Genomic DNA, 19,830 nt, shown 5'->3' with positions numbered 1-19,830 from the left:
AATGGTTTGTTTTGGAGTCATTATCTGGAAGTCAATGTGAGGTCAACTGAGTAGCAATGTTTAAGTGATGGTTAACTCTGACACTGGGACAGCAAAAAGCCCAACACAGCGTTTTTAATTGGCGCTTTGTTGGGCTTTTTTGCAGTTAATATCGCAAGTGTTATTCGCTGATTTTCAGCTCTTGGCCTGGCTTAATAATGCTCTTGCTATTGAGCTGGTTCCACTTCATTAAATCAGCCAGTTTGACCTTATTCTTACGGGCGATTTTATCCAGCGAATCGCCGGATTTTACCTTGTAGGTTTTGGCTTTTGCCGTTGGCATATCGGCCGATTTTGAGCTGGTGGTTTTAGTGCCGTTGGCATTTGTTTTGGTCGATGACTTGGCTTTGCTATCGGACTTAGTGTTGGCTTTAGCGGGTTCTGGCTCATTATCATTGGCTGCCATTGGCGTTAAGAGTGTGAGCTCTTGGCCGATTTTGAGGCGATCAGAGGTCAGGTTATTAGCCTGTTTTAATGCCTTGACTGATGTATCAAACTTAGCCGCGATTGTGCCTAGGCTGTCGCCGGACTTAACGATATAGCTTTGGCTGTCATAGCGTTTTTGGGCGTAGAGTTTGTCGTGATTTTCTTGATATTGGCCTATGTTTTCCAGCGGTAAGGCGATCTGATATTTGCCTTTGCTCGGGATCACGCCTTGGCGAAAGCCCGGGTTATAGGTTTTAAATTCTGCCTTGCTCAGCCCTGCCGCATTGGCGATTTGGCCGATATCCACGCCATTGGGCGCAGGGACTCTATCTAAGAAAGGGCGGTTCGCAATCGGTCGCACTTTTAGATTGTAATGATTGGGTGCGCGAATAATTTGAATAAAGGCCAGCCACTTAGGCACAGTTTGTACGCGTTTGGCCGGAATGCCCAGCGACCAAAAGTCCGTTGGTTTACCCTTGGCTTTATTCTTGTCGATGGCGGCTTTAATCACCAATTCACCGGTATTGTAGGCGGCGACGGCGTTGATCCAGTCTTTGTCTAAGGTGTCGTACAAATGCTGTAGATAGTCGAGCACGGCATCGGTTGAGGCCAGTGCATCTTTGCGACCGTCGTAGGCTGAGTTAACCGTTAAGCCAAAATTACGCCCAGTGGCGGGGATCATTTGCCACAGTCCTGCGGGGCCGTTAGCTTGTGCTAAAGGGTTATAGCCACTTTCGACTATGGGCAATAACGCCAATTCTAATGGCATGTTACGCGCTTCGAGCTGGCTGACTATGTAATACAAGAATGGCTCGGCGCGATCGCCAACCTGATTCATAAATTTTTGTTTATCGTCGAAAAAGTTACGCTGTTTACGTACTTCGGCATCATCATGGACATCAATGGTATTGGCGTGTTGGATCTTTTCCCACACATCGCTGTACTGCTCAATCACTGCGGGTGGTGTTTGATGCTGTTGTGGCGAGTGGTCGTTATCGTTACTGACATCACTTGCTGTGGCATTGAATTCAGTGGTTGATGGGCTTGCTGATGTTGTAGCACAACCGCTCAGTAGGGCCATTAGCATGGCAAGCATAAGCACTGTAAATGAGTGCGTTTGGCGAAAATGTGTCCGCATGATTGTCCTGTGATGAGTTGACTGGGCATTCCATATTGGTGCACATGCTAATCTGTTTTCGAGTTTCTGGATAGCTCCCCCAAGTTTTACCTATAGTATCAAAGTTGTCTTAAGGCCGATTGTGCCGCCCTTTGATTGCAGATCCTGCGTTTAGCTTTGTCGATTTATACGCTACCATAGCCGCGATTTTTCATTAACTTGGGTAGCAAAGTGCAGACGTTAGCGCAGTTAAGGGCAGGGCAGTTACAAGGGATCACACGTTTACAATTGGTTGAGGATTTAACCGAGTTCCCGCGGGAGATTTTTGATTTAGCCGATACCCTCGAAATCCTCGATTTATCGAATAATCAACTGAGCACTTTGCCCGAGGATTTACACCGCTTATCGCATTTAAAGATAATTTTCGCCTCGAATAATTGCTTTGAACATTTGCCTGAGGCATTAGGGCGCTGCACAAATTTAGAGATGATTGGCTTTAAGGCCAATCAAATTAAAACAGTGACAGCTGCGGCATTACCGCTGCAAACCCGCTGGCTCATCCTAACCGATAACCTCATTGAGACATTGCCTGCGGCCATGGGTGATTTACATCGTCTGCAAAAATTAGCTTTAGCGGGTAACCGTTTAACAACCTTGCCCGAGTCGATGGCCAATTGCCGCAATTTAGAGTTAGTGCGTTTATCGGCCAATCAACTCCACGCACTGCCAGCTTGGTTACTCAGTTTGCCCAAACTGACTTGGCTCGCCTTTGCGGGAAATCCATTCAGCCATACCTTAGTCGATCCCCACGCCGATGTGGCCACAGTGGCGAATGTGACTCTGGTTGATATCAAGTTGGCTGAGAAGCTTGGCGAAGGGGCTTCTGGGGTCATTTATCGAGGCGATTGGTTGAATCAAGCCATGATAGCCGCGACGGGGTCGGCGCAGATTGCGGTAAAACTCTTTAAGGGTGAAGTGACGAGCGATGGTTATCCCGCTGACGAGTTAGATTGCTGTCTCACAACGGGTGATCATCCCTGCCTTATTAAGGTCGTGGCGCATATTAGCCAAAAAGATCAATTGGGTTTAGTAATGGAACTAATTCCGCCAGGGTTTAGTAACTTAGGGCTACCACCAAGTCTTGTCACCTGCACTCGCGATACCTTTAAAGACGGTAGCCAATTTCGCCTTGATAAAGTCGCCAAAATCACACACCAGTTGGCCGATGCGATGGCGCACATGCATGCCAAACAAGTAAGCCATGGTGATGTCTACGCCCATAATATTATGGTTAATCAACAGATGAGCTTATTGTTTGGGGATTTTGGTGCGGCATCAAACTTACGCAATCTATCGACAGCAGAACGCTTAGCGATAGAAGCTATTGAAGTGCGGGCGCTCGGTTGCTTGATTGAAGATCTATTGGCCTATGTGGATGCATCTGCCTATATGAGTGCCTCGATTGGCCCTCTGTACTACACACAGTTGAGTGCGATTAAAGACGAGTGCATGCAGTTAGATGTGGCTCAGCGCCCCTGTTTTGCAGACGTGAAAAAGGCCATCGGAGCCCTGCTAAAAGGTAAATAGTGGCTTGCTAACCGGCTGGCTCTAAACTTGTTTCAAGTTTGCTGTGTTTTATGGTTGTTTGTGTGATTTAAGTGCTCACTATTAAGTTTATCGTTAAGTTATTGTTTTGTTTGGTTGTGTAACCGAGTTTTTACTGGCACTGACTGGGATTAAGCCTATAGGCTGTATACCCAAATAACCTCAAATTGCTGAAACAGGCACTTTGGGGGGACTTGGTATTAGTTTTGGGTTCAATCCGGTTTGCTGTTGTCGGATAGGATGTCCGTTGAATAGTAAGAACGATAGGTTTGCATACTATGTTTACACGAACGCTGTTTACACAAAGAGTAACTGAACGAGCACGCAGTGCATGCGATATTTCATTAAAAAGCCATCCCCATCATCTCCCAAAGGCGCCCTTATTCGCGCCTTTGCCGTTTCTACTGGCGAGTGCTTTCGCTTTAGCCCCTATGGCCGTGATGTCGGCGGACAAGGTCGACATCATCCCTGTGACGGTCGAGGCCGTTAAAGAAACGTCCTTTGCCGATGTAGTGAATGAAGTCGGTAAAATCAACGCTATCGATTCAGCCACGCTGAACTTTAATGCTAGCGAAAAAATTAGCGCGATTCATTTTAGTAACGGCGACAAAGTGACTAAAGGTCAAGTGATTGCCGAGCAGGACAACATTAAAGCCAAGGCTGATTTAGACAAAGCCAAGAGCACCTTAGCACTGGCTAAAACTAAGCTGGAGCGTATCGAAGATTTACTGATTAAAGAACCCTTTGCGCTTGCTAAGCAAGATGTGGATGAGCTACGGGAAAATGTGAATCTGGCCGATGCGGATTTTCGCCAGAAACAAGCAACCATGAACGATTACCTGATCAAGGCTCCCTTCGATGGTCAGTTGACCAGCTTTAGTCAGTCTATCGGCAGTCAAATTGGTGCTGGTACGGCCTTAGTCACCCTCTATAGTTTAAATCCGGTCGAAGTGCGTTATGCCATCAGTCAGAAGGATTTAGGCAAGGCGCAAAAGGGCCAAAAGGTGAATGTGACTGTTGAGGCCTATGGTAATAAGGTATTCAAAGGGTTAGTTAACTATGTTGCCCCAGCGGTAGACGAAAGCTCAGGACGGGTTGAAGTGCATGCCGCCCTTGAAAACCCTGAGTTTAAGCTTGCTCCTGGCATGTTCGCCAACATCAAGCAGTTCTATAGTCTAGGGATTAAACGTCTATTAGTGCCGCAAAATTCGATTATTGCCAATAACGATGAACGTTTTGTCTGGCTAGTGCAGGGCGATAGCGTAGTAAAACAAGTAGTTAAACTCGCTCAAAATACAAATGACGGTTATGCCGTCGTGACTGAAGGTTTAGCCGAAGGCGATTTAGTCGTTAAAACGGGTATGCAAAACCTCAAGTCCGATAGCAAGATCAAAGTCGTGCAGGATAGAAACACTGGAGATAAAGCGGCAACATCAAGCGCTGATAAAGGTGCTGATTCAGGAGCTACTCCAAATATTGAGGTGGCTGAATAATGCGTTTACCCGAAGTCTGTATTCGTCATCCTATCTTCGCCTCCGTACTCAGTATTATGGCTGTGTTACTGGGCTTGATTGCCTTTCAAAAACTCGATATCCAATACTTCCCTGAGCATACCACCCACTCGGCATCTGTGAATGCGTCGATTGCAGGGGCGAGCGCCGATTTTATGTCGAGCAACGTGGCCGATAAGTTGATTGCTGCGGCTTCGGGCATAGATAAAGTCGATACCATGTCGACCGACTGTAGCGAGGGGCGTTGCTCATTAACGATTAAATTCAATGATGACACCAGCGATATTGAATACACCAACTTAATGAACAAGTTGCGTAGCAGCGTCGAAGGGATTAACGATTTCCCCCAGAGCATGATAGATAAGCCCACAGTCACCGACGATACCTCGGCCACGGATTCGGCCAGTAATATCATCACCTTTGTGAACGCGGGTGGCATGGAAAAGCAGGCTATGTACGACTACATTAGCCAGCAGTTAGTACCGCAACTCAAACAAGTTCAAGGCGTTGGTGCCGTTTGGGGGCCATATGGTGGCTCACAAAAGGCGGTCAGAGTCTGGCTCAATCCTGAACAAATGAAGGCGCTGAATATTAAAGCTGCCGATGTGGTGGGCACGTTAGGCTCCTACAATGCCAGTTTTACCTCGGGTGCGATCAAAGGTAAGTCGCGGGATTTTTCGATTAACCCTTTGAATCAAGTTGAAACGCTTGAAGACGTGAAGGATCTGGTGATTAAGGTCAGCGAAGGTAAGATCATCCGCGTGTCCGATGTCGCCGATGTGGTGATGGGCGAGGAAAGTCTGTCGCCGAGTATGTTGTCTATCGGTGGACATAGTGCAATGTCATTGCAGATTTTACCGCTGAGCAACGCTAACCCAGTGACAGTGGCTTCGAACATTAAAGCCGAAATTGCACGCATGCAAAAACATTTACCCCAAGGCTTAGAAATGAACTTGGCTTATAACCAAGCTGATTTTATTGAAGCCTCCATCGACGAAGGTTTTTCTGCGTTGATTGAAGCGGTGATCTTAGTTTCGCTGATTGTGGTGTTATTTTTGGGTAGCCTGCGGGCGGCATCGATCCCCATTATTACCATTCCCGTGTGCGTGATTGGGGTGTTTGCTGTGATGTCGGCGCTCGGATTTAGCATCAATGTGTTGACTATTCTGGCGATTATTTTGGCCATTGGCCTGGTGGTGGATGATGCCATTGTGGTGGTCGAGAACTGCTATCGCCATATTGAAAACGGTGAAACGCCTTTCAATGCGGCGATTAAAGGCTGTCAGGAGATCATTTTCCCTATCATTGCGATGACGTTAACGCTCGCCGCCGTGTATCTGCCGATCGGATTAATGTCGGGCTTAACCGCCGATCTGTTTCGGCAATTCTCCTTTACCTTAGCAGCGGCCGTGATGATCTCTGGCGTGGTGGCGTTAACTTTGTCGCCTATGATGAGCGCCTATCTTATCAATACCACTGAGCAACACCCTAAATGGTTTAGCCGAGTCGAGAATGCGCTGCAGCAGTTAAATCATTTGTATATCAATGAGCTGAATAAGTGGTTTGTTCGCAAGCGTTTGATGTTTGGCGCGGCTGTGGTTTTGGTGGGTCTTGCGGGTATTGCTTACTGGCAATTACCCAAAATACTCTTGCCTGCGGAGGACTCCGGCTTTATCGATGTGGCGTCTAATGGCCCTACCGGTGTCGGTCGGCAGTATCATCTCAATCACAATGCTGAGCTTAATAGCGTGATGGACGATCATCCCGCGGTTGGGGCTAACTTGTCTTATATCGAGGGAGAGCCTGTGAACCATGTACTACTCAAACCTTGGGGTGAGCGCAGTGAGGGTATAGATGATGTGATCAGCGACTTGATTACAACATCAAAGGAAAACGTTTCTGCCTATAACATGTCGTTTAGCATTCGCTCAGCGAATAATCTCAATATTGCCAATAACTTGCGTTTAGAACTGACGACCTTAGATCGGAATAAGGACGAACTCAGCGAAACCGCCGCCAAAGTGCAAAAGTTACTCGAGGATTATCCTGGCCTGAATAACGTGGGCAACTCAGTGCTGAGGGATCAACTACGCTACGATCTGTCTATCGATCGCAACGCGATTATCCTCTCTGGTGTGAGTTATGGTGATGTCACTAATGCGCTTTCTACCTTTCTTGGCTCAGTGAAGGCGGCGGACTTACATGCTACCGATGGTTTTACTTATCCTATTCAAGTGCAAGTAAACTTAGACAAACTGAGTGATTTTAAAGTGTTGAATAAGCTGTATGTCACTTCTGAATCTGGGCAAGCACTGCCATTATCGCAATTTGTGTCGATTAAACAGACTACGGCAGAATCTAACATTAAGACGTTTATGGGTCTTGATAGCGCTGAATTGACGGCAGATATTATGCCCGGTTATTCAACTGATGAAATCAAAACCTACTTAGATGAACAATTACCGACATTGCTTAATGATGCCCAAGGCTTTAAATACAATGGCGTGGTAAAGGATCTTATGGATTCGCAGGCGGGCACTCAGTCGCTATTCTTGCTGGCATTGGTGTTTATCTATTTGATTTTGGCTGCGCAGTTCGAAAGTTTTGTCGATCCCTTAATTATCTTACTGACTGTGCCCTTGTGTATTGTCGGTGCGTTATTGACCTTAGCCTTGTTTGGCCAGAGTGTGAATATCTATTCGCAGATTGGTTTATTAACCTTAGTGGGGCTAGTGACTAAACACGGTATCTTGCTGGTGGAGTTTGCCAATAAGCAACAAGACCAAGGTTTGAGTGCGATTGAGGCGGCGCGAAGCAGTGCCAAATCTCGTTTAAGACCGATTCTAATGACGTCTTTAACCATGATTTTAAGTGCGATTCCTTTAGCCTTGGCATCGGGACCGGGCTCGTTAGGGTTAGCTAACATAGGTTTAGTCTTAGTCGGAGGTCTGTTAGCGGGCACTTTCTTCTCGTTATTTGTAGTGCCTGTGGCCTATGTCGCTATGGCTGAATTGAAGGCCAAGGATGTGCTTGCTAGACTGCGAAGTGCTTAAGTTGAGTTTTATGCGCTGGGTTTATCGCCCCTAGGCTAAGAGGCATGGGTTCAACTTGCCTGTAAATACGTTATGATTTAAGCCAACGGCTAAACGCGTTGGCTTAATTTTTTGTCGATAACTTAATGATCTTTGTTGTATTTAAGCGAGTGTTTAAGTGCGAGTGGATTTGCCTCATCAGCGACGGAGAGCTGGCATTATGAGTTTGTTACATTGCCTTCATAGGGCTTTTTTATATTTGGCTTGCTCGGCTGGATTGATGTTTGCCTCTCCCGCCATGGCCTCTTTTTGGGATTCCTTATTTCGTAGTGAGTTGCCCGTCGATCAAGTGACTGCACCTGTAGATAGTCCGCGTTTCGAGTTTGTTGGTGTATTACCTGCTAATACGCAATTAGAACTTGTCGGTTATTACGTTTCATCTGTTTGTACCCGAAAGGAAATCCGTTTTCCCAGTGGTGATATTGCTAATCCCTACCGCGCGACATTCGAAGAAACCTCAGTGCTGCGGCAAGTGATTAGCAGTGGTAGCAAAGCGAGTGAGTTTTCGCTGCCCTTAGCTTTGAACGGTGGCGGCGATTGTCAGTGGCGGCTTGAGGATTTAATGCTCGATGTGACAATACTGCCGAACCATCCGTTGTGGCAAAGGGCTAAAGCACTTAAACAACAATACCTTGCTAAGTTGCAGCGCACTTCTGTTGTGGATGCGGCACAAGTTGCTAGCCAAACGACGTTGCCGACTCAAGTGTCACCCCACGATGATTTTTATTTAAGTCATGAACTTAATATCGATCCTATTCATGCGGGTAGCGAGGCGGATAATTCGTTGCTTGCGACTACGCCTTTATCTTTAGCGCCAGTTTACTATCCAGTATTTATTCATTCTCCTAAGGAAGACAAACCCTTCGAGGCTAGGCTGAAAAGTAGTTTGCAGCAAATTTCTAGCCTATGGGCTAGTCCTTATACTCAAGCGGTTCGTCGCGGTGATGAGGCTGTGATGCGGGTGAATTTTAATCCACAGATTGCCGAACAGTATGAGGTCAATGTTTGGTATCAGCCTGATACGGTTGAGGTGAATTATCCCGATGGTACTCAATATACTTATGCTAACGGTGATGTGAAATTGTATGCCTATGGTAAACCTGAATCTCAAATCAAGACGTTAGCTCAGAGTGCCAAGGCCGAAGATAAGCGCTTCTTGGCACGTATCTATGAGCTTGGGCACGCCTTACCCAAGGATAAAATTAAGGCACAGAAATATTACCGTGAAGCCGCTGAAGCTGGCGATATTGAGGCGCTGCATTGGATGCGAGATCAAGCGGGTTACGCGGGGCGTGCCGATGAAAAGATCTATTGGCTGGAACGCGCCGCAAGCTTTGGTGATAACGCGGCAAAGCTTGAGTTAATCCGTTTACCTTTATCGGTTATCGAGCGTGGCTTGGTTAATACAGGTGCGGATAAGGTCCGTGAAATGCAAGCATGGCAGCAGTTAAATCAGCTAGTTGAGCAAGGGTTGCCTGAGGCAAGAAGTCTGATGGCGTTTTATCAAGTGTTATCTTGCTCGCCCTATTTTAATGCTACAACGGCATTGGAAAATTATCGCCAAAGCGTTAAAGCTCAACCTGATTTAGCGCGAGATGCTGCCGAAACCTATTATTACTTTAAAGAGGATTTTGAGCAGAGCGAAGAGTTTTGGAACATTGCCGCCGAGCGAGATCTTTACGCCGCCGCTGAACTTGCCAATATCCTGTTATTGGAACCCTATCGAGATACGGTTAACGCGCGATACTGGTTAGAAAAAGTGACAACCTTGGGTGCTAAACAAGGTTTGCAGGCGGATATTCTAGGCAATGCTTACTTTCAGTTCGCAACCTTATTAGATAAAGGCGAGGGTGGACCGGCCGATGCTAAAGCAGCGTTAACGCTTTATCAGCAGAGCATTGAAATGGCAGAGCGGTTTTCAAACGACTATGCAGTAAGGGCCAAGGAGAGAGTGCAAGTGCTCGAAGGGATGCGCTAATAACGTATTGTCGCTAAAGACTCTATGACGTCAGTGTCGCTTATTCAGCTTATCTTCAATAAAAATCCCTGCCGAAGCAGGGATTTTGTTATTTATTCAAATGCTTGATTTATGCGTAATGGCTAAAACTGCTTATTTAAGTAATGCGAGTCATCAAACTAGCGTAAATCAACCAGCAGTGCGACTCCTGAACTCTGGGGTTCACTTTGCACTGTGATGTAATACCACCCCACGTTTGGCGCATTGACTGTGATGCTTTCCCGCGTGTTGGCGGGTGTCACAGAGGCTGCATCGAAGTGTTGAGCATTCGCCCAAGTCGTCCCCGAAAACAGGCTAACATCACCACTGCCGTGGGCGGAGTTGATGCTTAGCTGATTCGTTCCCTCTGGTACCCAAAGGTAATAATCGTTGCGCCCATCGGCGGTGCAAATGGCTTTGCCAGCACTGAGCTCACCATAACTTAAAGGTGATTGCGTCGCGCAGGCGTTGGCAATGAGCACCGGATCGGGTGTGTTACTCGTGCCTGTGCTTAAGGTCAGTGTTACGCCGCTAAACTCAGTGGCAGTATCAATCGTGATATAACGCCAGCCACGATTGGCGCTGAAGCTAAGCGATTCTTGATTTCCTGCTTTAGCACTCTTTGCATCGGCATTATCTGCGTCGGCCCACTGACTGGCATTGAAGTAAATATTGGCATCCCCAGCGCCGCCCTTAGTGGTGACAGTGAACTGGGTATTATCTTCCTCAACCCAGAAGTAGAAGCTGTTACGCCCGCCACTGATGCACTCATTTTTGCCTAGGGTGAGCTTACCGTAATCTAAGGTCGCTGCGCCGCAATTGGCTGGTGGCTCAGGATCCACACCGCCATCCCCCAGATCGGGGTCGATATCAGCAAATAGCTCAGTGGTGCTGACTTGCATATCGACGCCGCCAAAATCCCCCGATAAGGTAATGTAGTGCCAATACTCGTTAGGGTTTAACTGCACCTTAATCACTTGATAATTACCATTATCGATACCAGCCCCTTGGTTTTGCTCAGGGCTTGCCCAGCCTCTAGAATCGAAATAAATGTCGGCATCTCCCCAACCACCGCCAATCTTGATCCAAAGCTCTTGGGCTGTGCGATCGGTATTGGTGAAGCTGAAACTGGCGCGGCCGAGTTTTGAATCGATACATTCCATTGGCACATCAATTTTCAGGCTGGCCGATTCAGTGTAACGGTAGGCTTCGTTCGTCACTTGGCAAGGTGAGTAATCCTTACTGATTGTGCCCGCGGGTCCTGTCCAGTTGCCTTCGCGGCCACTGGGCTCAGCGTCGACATCACTCGGGCCCTTATCGACTATGCCATCGTCAGCCGTGCTTAAACCACTGGCGAGCCAACCCTGCCATTCGTTATCGTAACGTGTGCCGATATTATCCATAAAGGCTTGATATTCTGCATATTGATCGTTGCGTAGGTAGGCCAGAATCTGTCTCACATCGTCCCTGTGGTGTTCAAACATGAAACGCACCGCTAGATAACCCCAGCGATAGATGCGGTCTTGACCAGATTCATAGTTGTTTTTGAATATGGTCGACAACATAAACTCACCGGTTTCGCCCATGGCAATTGCCGCAGGGTTTGCGTCACGGTAAGAGATGTATTCCGCTAGGCCTTCAATCCACCAAATGGTATTGGCCGAAGTGCCGCGACTAAAGTCACCAAACAGGTTATAGCGTCCGTCGAGGTAGTGTACGTATTCGTGTTGCAGGTTCCAGACGTGGAAATCCGGCGTGCGCCATTCGGCTTCATAGGCGATAAAACGTGCCTGATTTTTGAGTCCAGCGGGCGAGCCTTCTAAATACATGCCGCCATTGTTGGTACTGATACCAAAGATACTGTTGGCTAAGGATTTATACTCAGACGAACTGCCGAAGATCACTAGCTCTAAATCATCGTTGTTATCCTGCCCCACGGGTTGCATGCCCGTTTCGAGTTTATTGTGGAAATAGCTTTCTTGGCTGGTCAGCACATCACAGGCCCATTTGGCTTGATCTTGATAGAGATCTTGGGCGCGGATCTTGAGGCTGTCGGAGCATTTCCAATTAAAAGGTAAAGCATCGGCTTCTAACTGCGCCTTAAAACCACAGATATTGTAATCGTTACAATGGCTGCGATCGTAATAGTCGGCCATTTCTGCCGCCGCGTACCAAAGCACTTTGCTCGGTTCGGTTTTACTGGTGCTGTTGAGGATGTTTTTGACCTGCTGGGTCACTCGTGGGCGCATGGCATCAATGTAATACAGCCTAGATAACTCTTTAACTGAGTTGACCAAAAGGTACTCTGCATTGGTGCCTAACAAGTCGCGATGTTCGAGTTGGAAGTTATTTAGCGCATCTAAAATACCTTGGTCACGCGCGAACAGCGCCCGCATGTCATCATTCCATTGGGCGCGGAATAAGGTGGTAAACACTGAGTTGGCTGCGGCGTTCATGGCGAAACTGGCTTGCCAATTAGCATCATAGTTCGTAAGCACTTTGATAGTGACATGATTGAAATCGGCGCCGAGCTCGGCTGAGTCAATCAGGATTAAGGCTTCTTTCAACACGCCAGCATTAGCATCGGAGACAGTCCAAATCGCAGCGTTCGCAAATAACGCATTAAGGGCAGATTTTAAGCTGACCTTAGCAGCATTGCTGTAAGCGGGCACATCATTTGGGCTGTAAAACTGCACATAGAGGGCGGCGCGGACAAAGTAAATATGGGACTCAAGATGCTGAATATCGACCCCAGTGTAGTCCTTTGCTTTAGTGGCAATGGCATTGGCGACACTGATCACATTGGCTTCGCTAAATAGTGCGGTCGCGCTACTGCCTTTGAGGCTATAGAGTTTACCGACACATTCTGGCGTAGATTGGCTCAGTTCATTGACTAGTGCCTGACCTGATTTCCCAACAAAGTCACTGCAGTCGCTGACTTGCATCGCGGTGCTACGATTCTGCAACTTAAGTGGGGGTTGCTCCGAGACCTCTATCTGACGTTTCTGGCGTGAATGAATCTTAGGCTGCTCTGTCATCGTAGGATCATTAGGGGATGCCATCAATGGCGTCTCCCGTAGCAGTGGTCTATGTGATTCAATTAAGCTAATCGGTGCAGAGGGCGGTGGCGGGACGGGTTGAGCTGGTGAACTGTTGTTGCCTAATGGGGGGCTTGCATGGGTGTTATGGGCAAGAACGGGAGTTGCAATCGCTAAGCTAATTGCTGCGAAGAGTAGTGTGTTTTTCATTGTGTATCCGTAGTTATCTAGTCTGCAAAGCAGATCTTCCTTGGGCGTTATTTGATGCATTTAACACAGACTTGCATCAAACCTCATTGGATTATTTGCGTGATAACAATAGCGCGACAAACATCGCAGCCAGCAAATAATGCCTCAGAATAATGGCTGTAAGTTTTTAATATATCTAGTATTTGTCATAATATTTTTTTGATACATCTTTTCTGTTCAGCTTAGGTTCAGCTTTCAGTTCAAATGGTTAACGTCAGCCGCTTGATTGAGTGTGATGGAATATAGAATGGAATAACTGTGGCTATTTGGCTTGAAATTGCGCTAGCTTAGCCGCATTAAGGTTTAGCAAACGAACCGTTTAAGCATAGCAATCTGCTATTAGGTTGGTGCCATTCTCACAGGAGCTTTTATGTCAGCTTTACCAAGCGAGTACACCCATATTCATGTTGAGCAACCTGGTGCGCCCGAGGTGATGCGGCTATCGCGCTCGCCTTTGCCTGTCCCTGCGGCGGGGCAAGTGTTGATCCGCGTACATGCAGCAGGAGTGAATGGCCCCGATGTTAAACAAAGGGTGGGCGCGTATCCACCGCCACCGGGTGCATCACCGATTATTGGTCTTGAGGTTGCTGGGGATATTTGTGTCCTCGGTGACGGCGTGAGCCAATGGCAAGTTGGCGATAAGGTATGTGCCTTAGTGCCGGGCGGCGGTTATGGCGAGTATGTGCTCACCTATGCTGCCCATTGTTTGCCGATCCCGACGGGCTTTAGTTATGTGCAGGCAGCAGCGCTGCCAGAAACCTTCTTCACCGTATGGGGTAACCTGTTTATGCGTGCGGGACTCAAAGCGGGCGAGACGGTACTGATCCACGGTGGCTCAGGTGGCATTGGTAGTACGGCTATTCAGTTGGCCAGTGCACTGGGTTCAAAAGTAATAGCGACGACGGGACAGGATGAGAAACGCGATTATTGCTTGAGCCTTGGCGCCGCTGAAGTCATCAACTATCGTACTCAAAACTTTGTTGAACCTGTGATGGCACTCACTCAAGATAAGGGCGTAAACGTGGTATTTGATATCGCGGGTGGCGATTTTATCAATCTCGACTTACAAGCCTTAGCGATGGACGGGCGTATGGTGTCGGTAGCCATGCAACGGGGGCCTAAAGCCGAGGTTGAGATTTTCCGCCTGATGGCAAAACGTATCATGTGGACAGGGTCGACCCTAAGACCGCAGAGCGTGGAGGCCAAAGCCGCCATTGCCGCTGAATTATTGGAGAAAGTTTGGCCGTTGTTAAACGCCCATAAAATTGTCCCCAATATTTTTGCAACCTTTCCATTAGCACAGGCTGCTAAAGCCCATGCTTTGATGGAGTCGGGTGAGCACAGGGGTAAAGTAATACTGACTGTCGTTTGAGCTAGGCATACTTGGTTTTGCAGCGACATATTTGCTTTAAGTCGCTGCCATTCGAGTCAATCTAGAAGACATTCTGACATCATAGTGACTTAGTCATTGTTCGGTAAATATGAGTTTGTAGCGCTGTAATTAAATCTTCATGGATAACCTTGATGGTTAACTTTACAGCAACCTCGAATTGTTAACGTTGATGACTCATCAAACACCATAGATATGATTGCTTTTTCTTGGGAATAAAACTTGCCGCGTCGATTTTTTAGACTAAAGTCGTTAATGATTAAACTTTTTGGGTACTTTGGCAGAAATTAATACGTAATTAGTGAAAATTTCATGGTATGAGGCATTGATTATCGGAAATATTCTGTAAAAATACCCAGTTGAAAACGTCAGAGACTTTCAGGCGCTATTCGTGGATCAAAGCAAGCGATGCTTCGCTTATTCAGGCTAAAAAACTCATGGTGTATGTGTTGATTTAAGGGTATTAGCATATATGTATAACACAGCAAAGAAACAGGTTTGGTATGGTGAGCTGAGAACATCGAAAGGCAACGCGATTGTCGTCCATGACAACCAGCTGCCCGATGCCTCCCCAGGACGTATCTACCTATACAATACCGATCGCGATGCGATCATTGAGTATGTGGAAGATATAGTCAAAGTGAACCTATACGACTTAGATGAGGCTGCGTTAAAAGCTGCTGAGGCTAAGTTTGGTGGTGCATGGAAGGCGGCAAGATCTCAATTTATGAGTAAACATCAAGCTCGCATTGACTTGAACAACGTGAAGGAAACTGCGCCTGTACGTAAGGCGAAGCCTGAAGTTGAACCAGAAGTCGAATCTGATGCCGTTGGCGTGGATTTTGACGATGATTGGGGCGATGATTTTGATGATTAACACAGTGTCGGCCTAAGGGCTAACACTGTGAGTGTAAGGAATAAAGTAGTGTTTATTTTATTCCTTATCGCTTTATTTCCTTCTGATAAACAGCACTTTCCCTCGTTTTCTCAATTTTTTATTGCGAATTGCTACGCATCGGTATCGAACTGATAACGACTGATGTGGTGATAAACCTTGCCTGGCATTAACCAAACGTCATCACCAAAGCGCTCGCCTTGGTTCGGTGAGTCTGGCAGCATCTGCGGCTCTAAACACACTGCATGATGTTGATTTAATACCTGTTGATTGCGACCTACAGTGCCATTTAAAAAATTAGCACAGTACAGCTGCACACTCGGTTGATTAGTATAAACCGTCATAGCGCGACCGCTGATGGGACTGCTTAAACAGCCAAAACGGGCGAGTGAGCCATCGGGGTTATTCATCATATAACAGTGATCATAACCGTGAGTGCTTGCGAGTTCAGCGGCATGCAGCTTGTCACCTAAGCGTATTGGTTGACTTAAATCGAAAATCGACCCAGTTGTATCGGCAATCCCAGTGGGAACACTGACATCATTCATGGTGAGATAGCGCTTGGCATCGATTTGCATCAGATGCTCATGATTGGTCTCAGTGCCATCGAGGTTGAAATAACTGTGCTGGGTGAGGCTTACGGGACAGGCTTTATCGACGGAGGCTAAGATTTCTACGTACAAATTATTGCCTGCGAGGCGGTAATCCAGCTGAACCGTGCAATTACCGGGGAAACCCATGTCGCCATCTGGGCTCATTAAGGTCAAACGCACACCATCGGGGAGTTGACCTAGTTGCCAGTTTTTACGATTAAAACCCTCATGGCCGCCGTGTAAACAGTTAGTCGCTTGGTTTACATCTAATTGATAATCATGACCTTGATAGTGCATTTTGCCGTTAGCGATGCGATTTGCAAAGCGGCCTGCAATGGCACCTAAATGAGCCGATTGGGTCAAGTAATCTTCGGCGCTATCACAACCTAAAACGATATTGGCACGTTCGCCGTGTTTATCAGGGGTCCACAGAGCGCGGATAATACCGCCTAAGCTGATGACTTCTAATGCGAGTATGCCATTGTCGATCCGAACCCGTTCGATTTCACCGCCGCGGGGATCTGTCCAAGGATCCAAAACACTGAAACGTACCATTTAGCTTCCCTCTGTGTTGAATATGCTCACTGCTTATTGTGTTAAATGAGTATGTTAACCCTATCATTTGCCATCAACAGCATAAAGTTCAGTGATGAATTCGTATGTTATCGACGGCGTAGTCACTCTATTCGGTTGTCTTTGGTTTAAGTGCGGCTAAGTGCTTGTTCTAGCAAATTGCCTGTTCGGGCTAGTTATCGATGCGGCCCGCGCCAGCGCTGGCGGAACATAAATACACTGTGGCATCGATGGCGGTTTTTTCGAAGAATTCATGTTCAACGGCGGCAACAACAGCGTCAGTCAGTTCATGGTCGACTAAGGCGACCACGCAGCCGTCGGTCATGCGGATGCCACCACGTTCGCCGATCACTTGGCTGACAATTTCAACTAAAGTATCAAATTCGGGCAGTGTGACTTCAAAATCATCACGCAGTGAAGCATGGGATTCAGCCATTAAACGACTGAATTTTTGGATGTTATTTTGCTCTAAGGCGCGAGCAGCATTTTGAGTTCTTTGGTTCTCAGTGACTACGTGTTTCGCTCGCCGGTATAGCACTTCATCTAAATCTGCCTTTGCACTTTCTAGTTGGCGTAAATTGAGGTGACGCAGTGCATCTAAGCCAAAGTACTCTGCCGCTTGTGCACACTCAGTGCGACGTTGCTCATTGGTCGCGGCTAAGCGTTGTTTCTCGATATGGGCATCTATGATGATAAGGCTTAGGTTTTCTGGAATGGGAATGGCTTCGCTATCGAGATCTAAGCAGTCAATCAGGAGTGCATGGTCTTGTTCACCCATGGCGCTGCACATTTGATCCATGATGCCACAGGCCGACTCAACATACCTGTGCTCACCGCGCTGTGCGAGTTGCGCCACCGCCATTGGGGATAAATGCAGTTGGCTGGTATCACTAATGGCTGTACCGAAGGCGACAACGAGTGCACCTGAAGATGAAAGACCTGCGGCAAGTGGCACATCGCCCACAATGGCTAAGTCTAAGCCCTTGGCTAATAAGCCAGTTTGCGCCATAGCAGCAGTAAAACCTTTGAGGTAATTCACCCAGCCATCTTGCGGGTCCATGTCGTTTTCTTGGCCGAAAACCCACTCTTTAATTTGTCCGGGAAACGCATCGGCGACGGCTCGAAACTTAGTATCGTCACGGCGTTTTACCGCAATCACTGTATGAAAATTAATGGCTGCCGGGAGTACAAAACCGTCATTGTAATCCGTGTATTCACCGATCAGATTGACTCGCCCTGGGGCTTGATATAAATCATCGGCTTTAGTGCCAAAGGTTTGGACAAATAACTTAGTGGCGCGCTGCGCAGGGTTTGACATGCTGTAAAAAATTCCAAAAAAGCTGAGCTAATTTCGTTACCGTCATCGATTTATATCACGACTGAGTCAGTGATGTAACTGAGATTTTTTGCTGAAATGGCGATAGGCTGCAATGAGTAAATCGATACTGGGATGAGGGGGCAAAATAGCGTATTGAGTGTTTTATCTAGCTAATTGATTTGTAAAGATTAGTCAGCATTTAGTTGGATGCCGCACAAACTAGCAGAGGATGTTACTGCTCGTTTGTGCGACCTGTTATGGCGTGATTTTAATTTAATGCAGCATTAGCAGGCACTTAACTACGTGGCTCCGCATTAAGTTTAGGATCAGGCACTTGTACAGTATCTTCCGCTTGAACTGTGTTTTTTTCCGAGTTTTGCAATAGCTCGTAAATCACATGATCCACAAAACCAGCACCTGCGGCTTCGTACAGGTTGTACACACTGTGTACACCCGATTCTCGAAGCGCCGCAGCATCGTCACTGTACTGCACAATTGCACTGATTTTGCCTTGATAATTCAGTTTTTTGAGTTGCTCAACTGCAAACATATTTCCCGCGTGGTGCGGCATGGCTAGCAGTACCAGTTCAAGATTAGGTGCTCTGTCGAGTTTTTCCCAAAAGTCGGTATCTGAGGCGTCACCTTGCACTACATTGCGACCCTTTGTTTTATGTAAGTCGACTAAGTCTTGCTTGTGTTCAATACCGAGAATTTCCCCATCAAATTGTTCCCTGAGTTCATCATAGGCACCGCTACCAATACGGCCCATGCCTAAGATTAAAAAGCGTGGATTGCCAATGGCTATCGGTCTATCTTCTGGGTGTAACGGGCGTTTTTCAAGTTTGATTAAACGCTGCTGGAATCGCTGGTAGATATTACCGACGGTGGCGTTAAGTGGCGCGGCGAGTAAAAAACTAAAGCTTAATGCCACGGCGATGATCACTAGCCACTCGGGAGGTAACCAACCTTTATAGGTGGCTACTGCGGCGACGATCAAACCGAATTCACTGAAGTTACCTAGGTTAAATGAGCCCAACATAGAGGTACGTGAACGCAGTTTAAAGCGGGTAAGAATGTAAACAAACAGCAGGATTTTAAGTGGCACTAACAGCACTAATAGCGCCGCGAGTACGATATCCGATACCGTAGGTAAGCCATTGAGTCCTATGGTTAAGAAGAAGGCAACGAGGAAGAGTTCTTTAAAATAGAACAGGGATTTTGCCAGCTCGGAGGACTTTTTGTGGCCCGCCAACAAGATACCGATAATCAGTGCGCCGAGATCGGGTTTTAAACCAACAGATTCAAATAACCAAGCGCCAACCACGAGTGCCATAACTAGGCCGAAAAGGACTAAGAGTTCACCGTGGCCGACACGGTCGAACGCTTTATAGATGAGCGGTTTAGCTAGTGGCAGTAAGAGTAATGCAAAGGCCCATACCGAAGGTACATCGCCTTTAGAAATGGTTAAAAACAGTACGGCGAAGATATCCTGCATAATCAAGATACCAATAGCGACCCGGCCGTAGAGGGATTGCACGTCGCCTTTATCTTCTAACACTTTGACCACAAATACGGTGCTGGAGAAGCTTAATGCGAAGGCAATTAACGTCAGTTGTTCTAGGTTCAGACTCGTGAGTTGGCTTAAGCCCAGTAAGCCGAAGAGTTTCAGAATCGGCACAAAAATCACGATCGAGAGCACTAAGTGCACACTCGAACCCGCCCATACTTCGGCCTTGAACAGGCTACGAATATCGAGTTTTAACCCTATGGCGAACAACAGTAAAGTGACGCCTAGGCTGGCGAGTTCTTGCAGTAATGGCAGGCTTTCTTTATCTATTCCTAAGATGAACAGTACAAAGCCTGCCACTAAGTAGCCGATGAGCGGAGGGAGTCCTATACGGCTGACGAGCATGCCGCAGATGAGTGTAATAATGAGGATGCCTGGTTCCATGATGCTCCAATCTAAAAAGTCTAAAATTGTAAGTGAT

General features: G+C 47.1%; 11 protein-coding genes. 6 read left to right on the top strand and 5 right to left on the bottom strand.

The genetic code is table 11. The features are described 5' to 3' along the window. Nucleotides 1-160 precede the first annotated feature (160 nt). A complete protein-coding gene (locus L5L91_RS20985) occupies nucleotides 161-1,603 on the bottom strand; it encodes a LysM peptidoglycan-binding domain-containing protein (protein WP_263237642.1) in 1,443 nt (480 codons plus the stop codon). A 210-nt stretch (nucleotides 1,604-1,813) separates the two neighbouring features. Here L5L91_RS20985 and L5L91_RS20980 point away from each other — a divergent pair, with 210 nt between their 5' ends. From L5L91_RS20980 to L5L91_RS20965, 4 genes are all read left to right on the top strand, one after another. After that, nucleotides 1,814-3,169 (top strand): leucine-rich repeat-containing protein kinase family protein, encoded by a 1,356-nt coding sequence (locus L5L91_RS20980; RefSeq protein ID WP_263237640.1) that lies wholly within the window; start codon nucleotides 1,814-1,816, stop codon nucleotides 3,167-3,169. Nucleotides 3,170-3,465: 296 nt separating this feature from the next. After that, nucleotides 3,466-4,680, top strand: coding sequence for an efflux RND transporter periplasmic adaptor subunit (locus tag L5L91_RS20975; protein ID WP_263237636.1), 1,215 nt, complete (start codon nucleotides 3,466-3,468; stop codon nucleotides 4,678-4,680). Then, the gene (locus L5L91_RS20970) at nucleotides 4,680-7,751 is read left to right on the top strand and encodes an efflux RND transporter permease subunit (RefSeq protein ID WP_263237634.1); all 3,072 of its coding nucleotides are present in this window, start codon (nucleotides 4,680-4,682) and stop codon (nucleotides 7,749-7,751) included. Before L5L91_RS20975 ends, L5L91_RS20970 begins: the two co-directional genes overlap by 1 nt. Before the next feature lie 199 nt (nucleotides 7,752-7,950). Then, entirely contained in the window at nucleotides 7,951-9,768 is a 1,818-nt protein-coding gene (locus tag L5L91_RS20965; RefSeq protein ID WP_317630186.1) for a sel1 repeat family protein, read from the top strand. Nucleotides 9,769-9,926: 158 nt separating this feature from the next. Here the strand turns inward: L5L91_RS20965 and L5L91_RS20960 are convergent, their stop codons facing one another. After that, entirely contained in the window at nucleotides 9,927-13,034 is a 3,108-nt protein-coding gene (locus L5L91_RS20960; protein ID WP_263237630.1) for a M9 family metallopeptidase, read from the bottom strand. Nucleotides 13,035-13,443: 409 nt separating this feature from the next. Here L5L91_RS20960 and L5L91_RS20955 point away from each other — a divergent pair, with 409 nt between their 5' ends. Together L5L91_RS20955 and L5L91_RS20950 are read left to right on the top strand one after the other, a co-directional pair. Beyond that, nucleotides 13,444-14,445 (top strand): NAD(P)H-quinone oxidoreductase, encoded by a 1,002-nt coding sequence (locus L5L91_RS20955; RefSeq protein WP_263237629.1) that lies wholly within the window; start codon nucleotides 13,444-13,446, stop codon nucleotides 14,443-14,445. Between the two features lie 490 nt (nucleotides 14,446-14,935). Continuing rightward, nucleotides 14,936-15,340: a hypothetical protein gene (locus tag L5L91_RS20950; protein WP_105251357.1), complete on the top strand. Its 405-nt coding sequence runs from the start codon at nucleotides 14,936-14,938 to the stop codon at nucleotides 15,338-15,340. 131 nt (nucleotides 15,341-15,471) lie between these two features. Here L5L91_RS20950 and L5L91_RS20945 read toward each other — a convergent pair whose 3' ends face one another. The 3 genes from L5L91_RS20945 to L5L91_RS20935 form a co-directional block, all read right to left on the bottom strand. After that, the gene (locus L5L91_RS20945; RefSeq protein ID WP_263237628.1) at nucleotides 15,472-16,506 is read right to left on the bottom strand and encodes an aldose epimerase family protein; all 1,035 of its coding nucleotides are present in this window, start codon (nucleotides 16,504-16,506) and stop codon (nucleotides 15,472-15,474) included. A 190-nt stretch (nucleotides 16,507-16,696) separates the two neighbouring features. Beyond that, entirely contained in the window at nucleotides 16,697-17,842 is a 1,146-nt protein-coding gene (gene galK / locus L5L91_RS20940; RefSeq protein ID WP_263237627.1) for a galactokinase, read from the bottom strand. Nucleotides 17,843-18,137: 295 nt separating this feature from the next. After that, nucleotides 18,138-19,793 (bottom strand): cation:proton antiporter family protein, encoded by a 1,656-nt coding sequence (locus L5L91_RS20935; RefSeq protein ID WP_263181796.1) that lies wholly within the window; start codon nucleotides 19,791-19,793, stop codon nucleotides 18,138-18,140. Nucleotides 19,794-19,830: the final 37 nt, after the last annotated feature.

Source organism: Shewanella sp. SM55 (assembly GCF_025654025.1).
Classification (GTDB): Bacteria; Pseudomonadota; Gammaproteobacteria; order Enterobacterales; family Shewanellaceae; genus Shewanella; species Shewanella oncorhynchi.
Note: the sequence above shows the minus strand (reverse complement) of the source record. Positions and strands in the feature narration are given on the sequence as shown.

Coding starts and splice junctions, on each gene's coding strand:
- L5L91_RS20970 (WP_263237634.1), top strand. CDS start 4,680: ATGCGTTTACCCGAAGTCTGTATTCGTCATCCTATCTTCGCCTCCGTA.
- L5L91_RS20985 (WP_263237642.1), bottom strand. CDS start 1,603: ATGCGGACACATTTTCGCCAAACGCACTCATTTACAGTGCTTATGCTT.
- L5L91_RS20945 (WP_263237628.1), bottom strand. CDS start 16,506: ATGGTACGTTTCAGTGTTTTGGATCCTTGGACAGATCCCCGCGGCGGT.
- galK (WP_263237627.1), bottom strand. CDS start 17,842: ATGTCAAACCCTGCGCAGCGCGCCACTAAGTTATTTGTCCAAACCTTT.
- L5L91_RS20955 (WP_263237629.1), top strand. CDS start 13,444: ATGTCAGCTTTACCAAGCGAGTACACCCATATTCATGTTGAGCAACCT.
- L5L91_RS20950 (WP_105251357.1), top strand. CDS start 14,936: ATGTATAACACAGCAAAGAAACAGGTTTGGTATGGTGAGCTGAGAACA.
- L5L91_RS20935 (WP_263181796.1), bottom strand. CDS start 19,793: ATGGAACCAGGCATCCTCATTATTACACTCATCTGCGGCATGCTCGTC.
- L5L91_RS20960 (WP_263237630.1), bottom strand. CDS start 13,034: ATGAAAAACACACTACTCTTCGCAGCAATTAGCTTAGCGATTGCAACT.
- L5L91_RS20975 (WP_263237636.1), top strand. CDS start 3,466: ATGTTTACACGAACGCTGTTTACACAAAGAGTAACTGAACGAGCACGC.
- L5L91_RS20965 (WP_317630186.1), top strand. CDS start 7,951: ATGAGTTTGTTACATTGCCTTCATAGGGCTTTTTTATATTTGGCTTGC.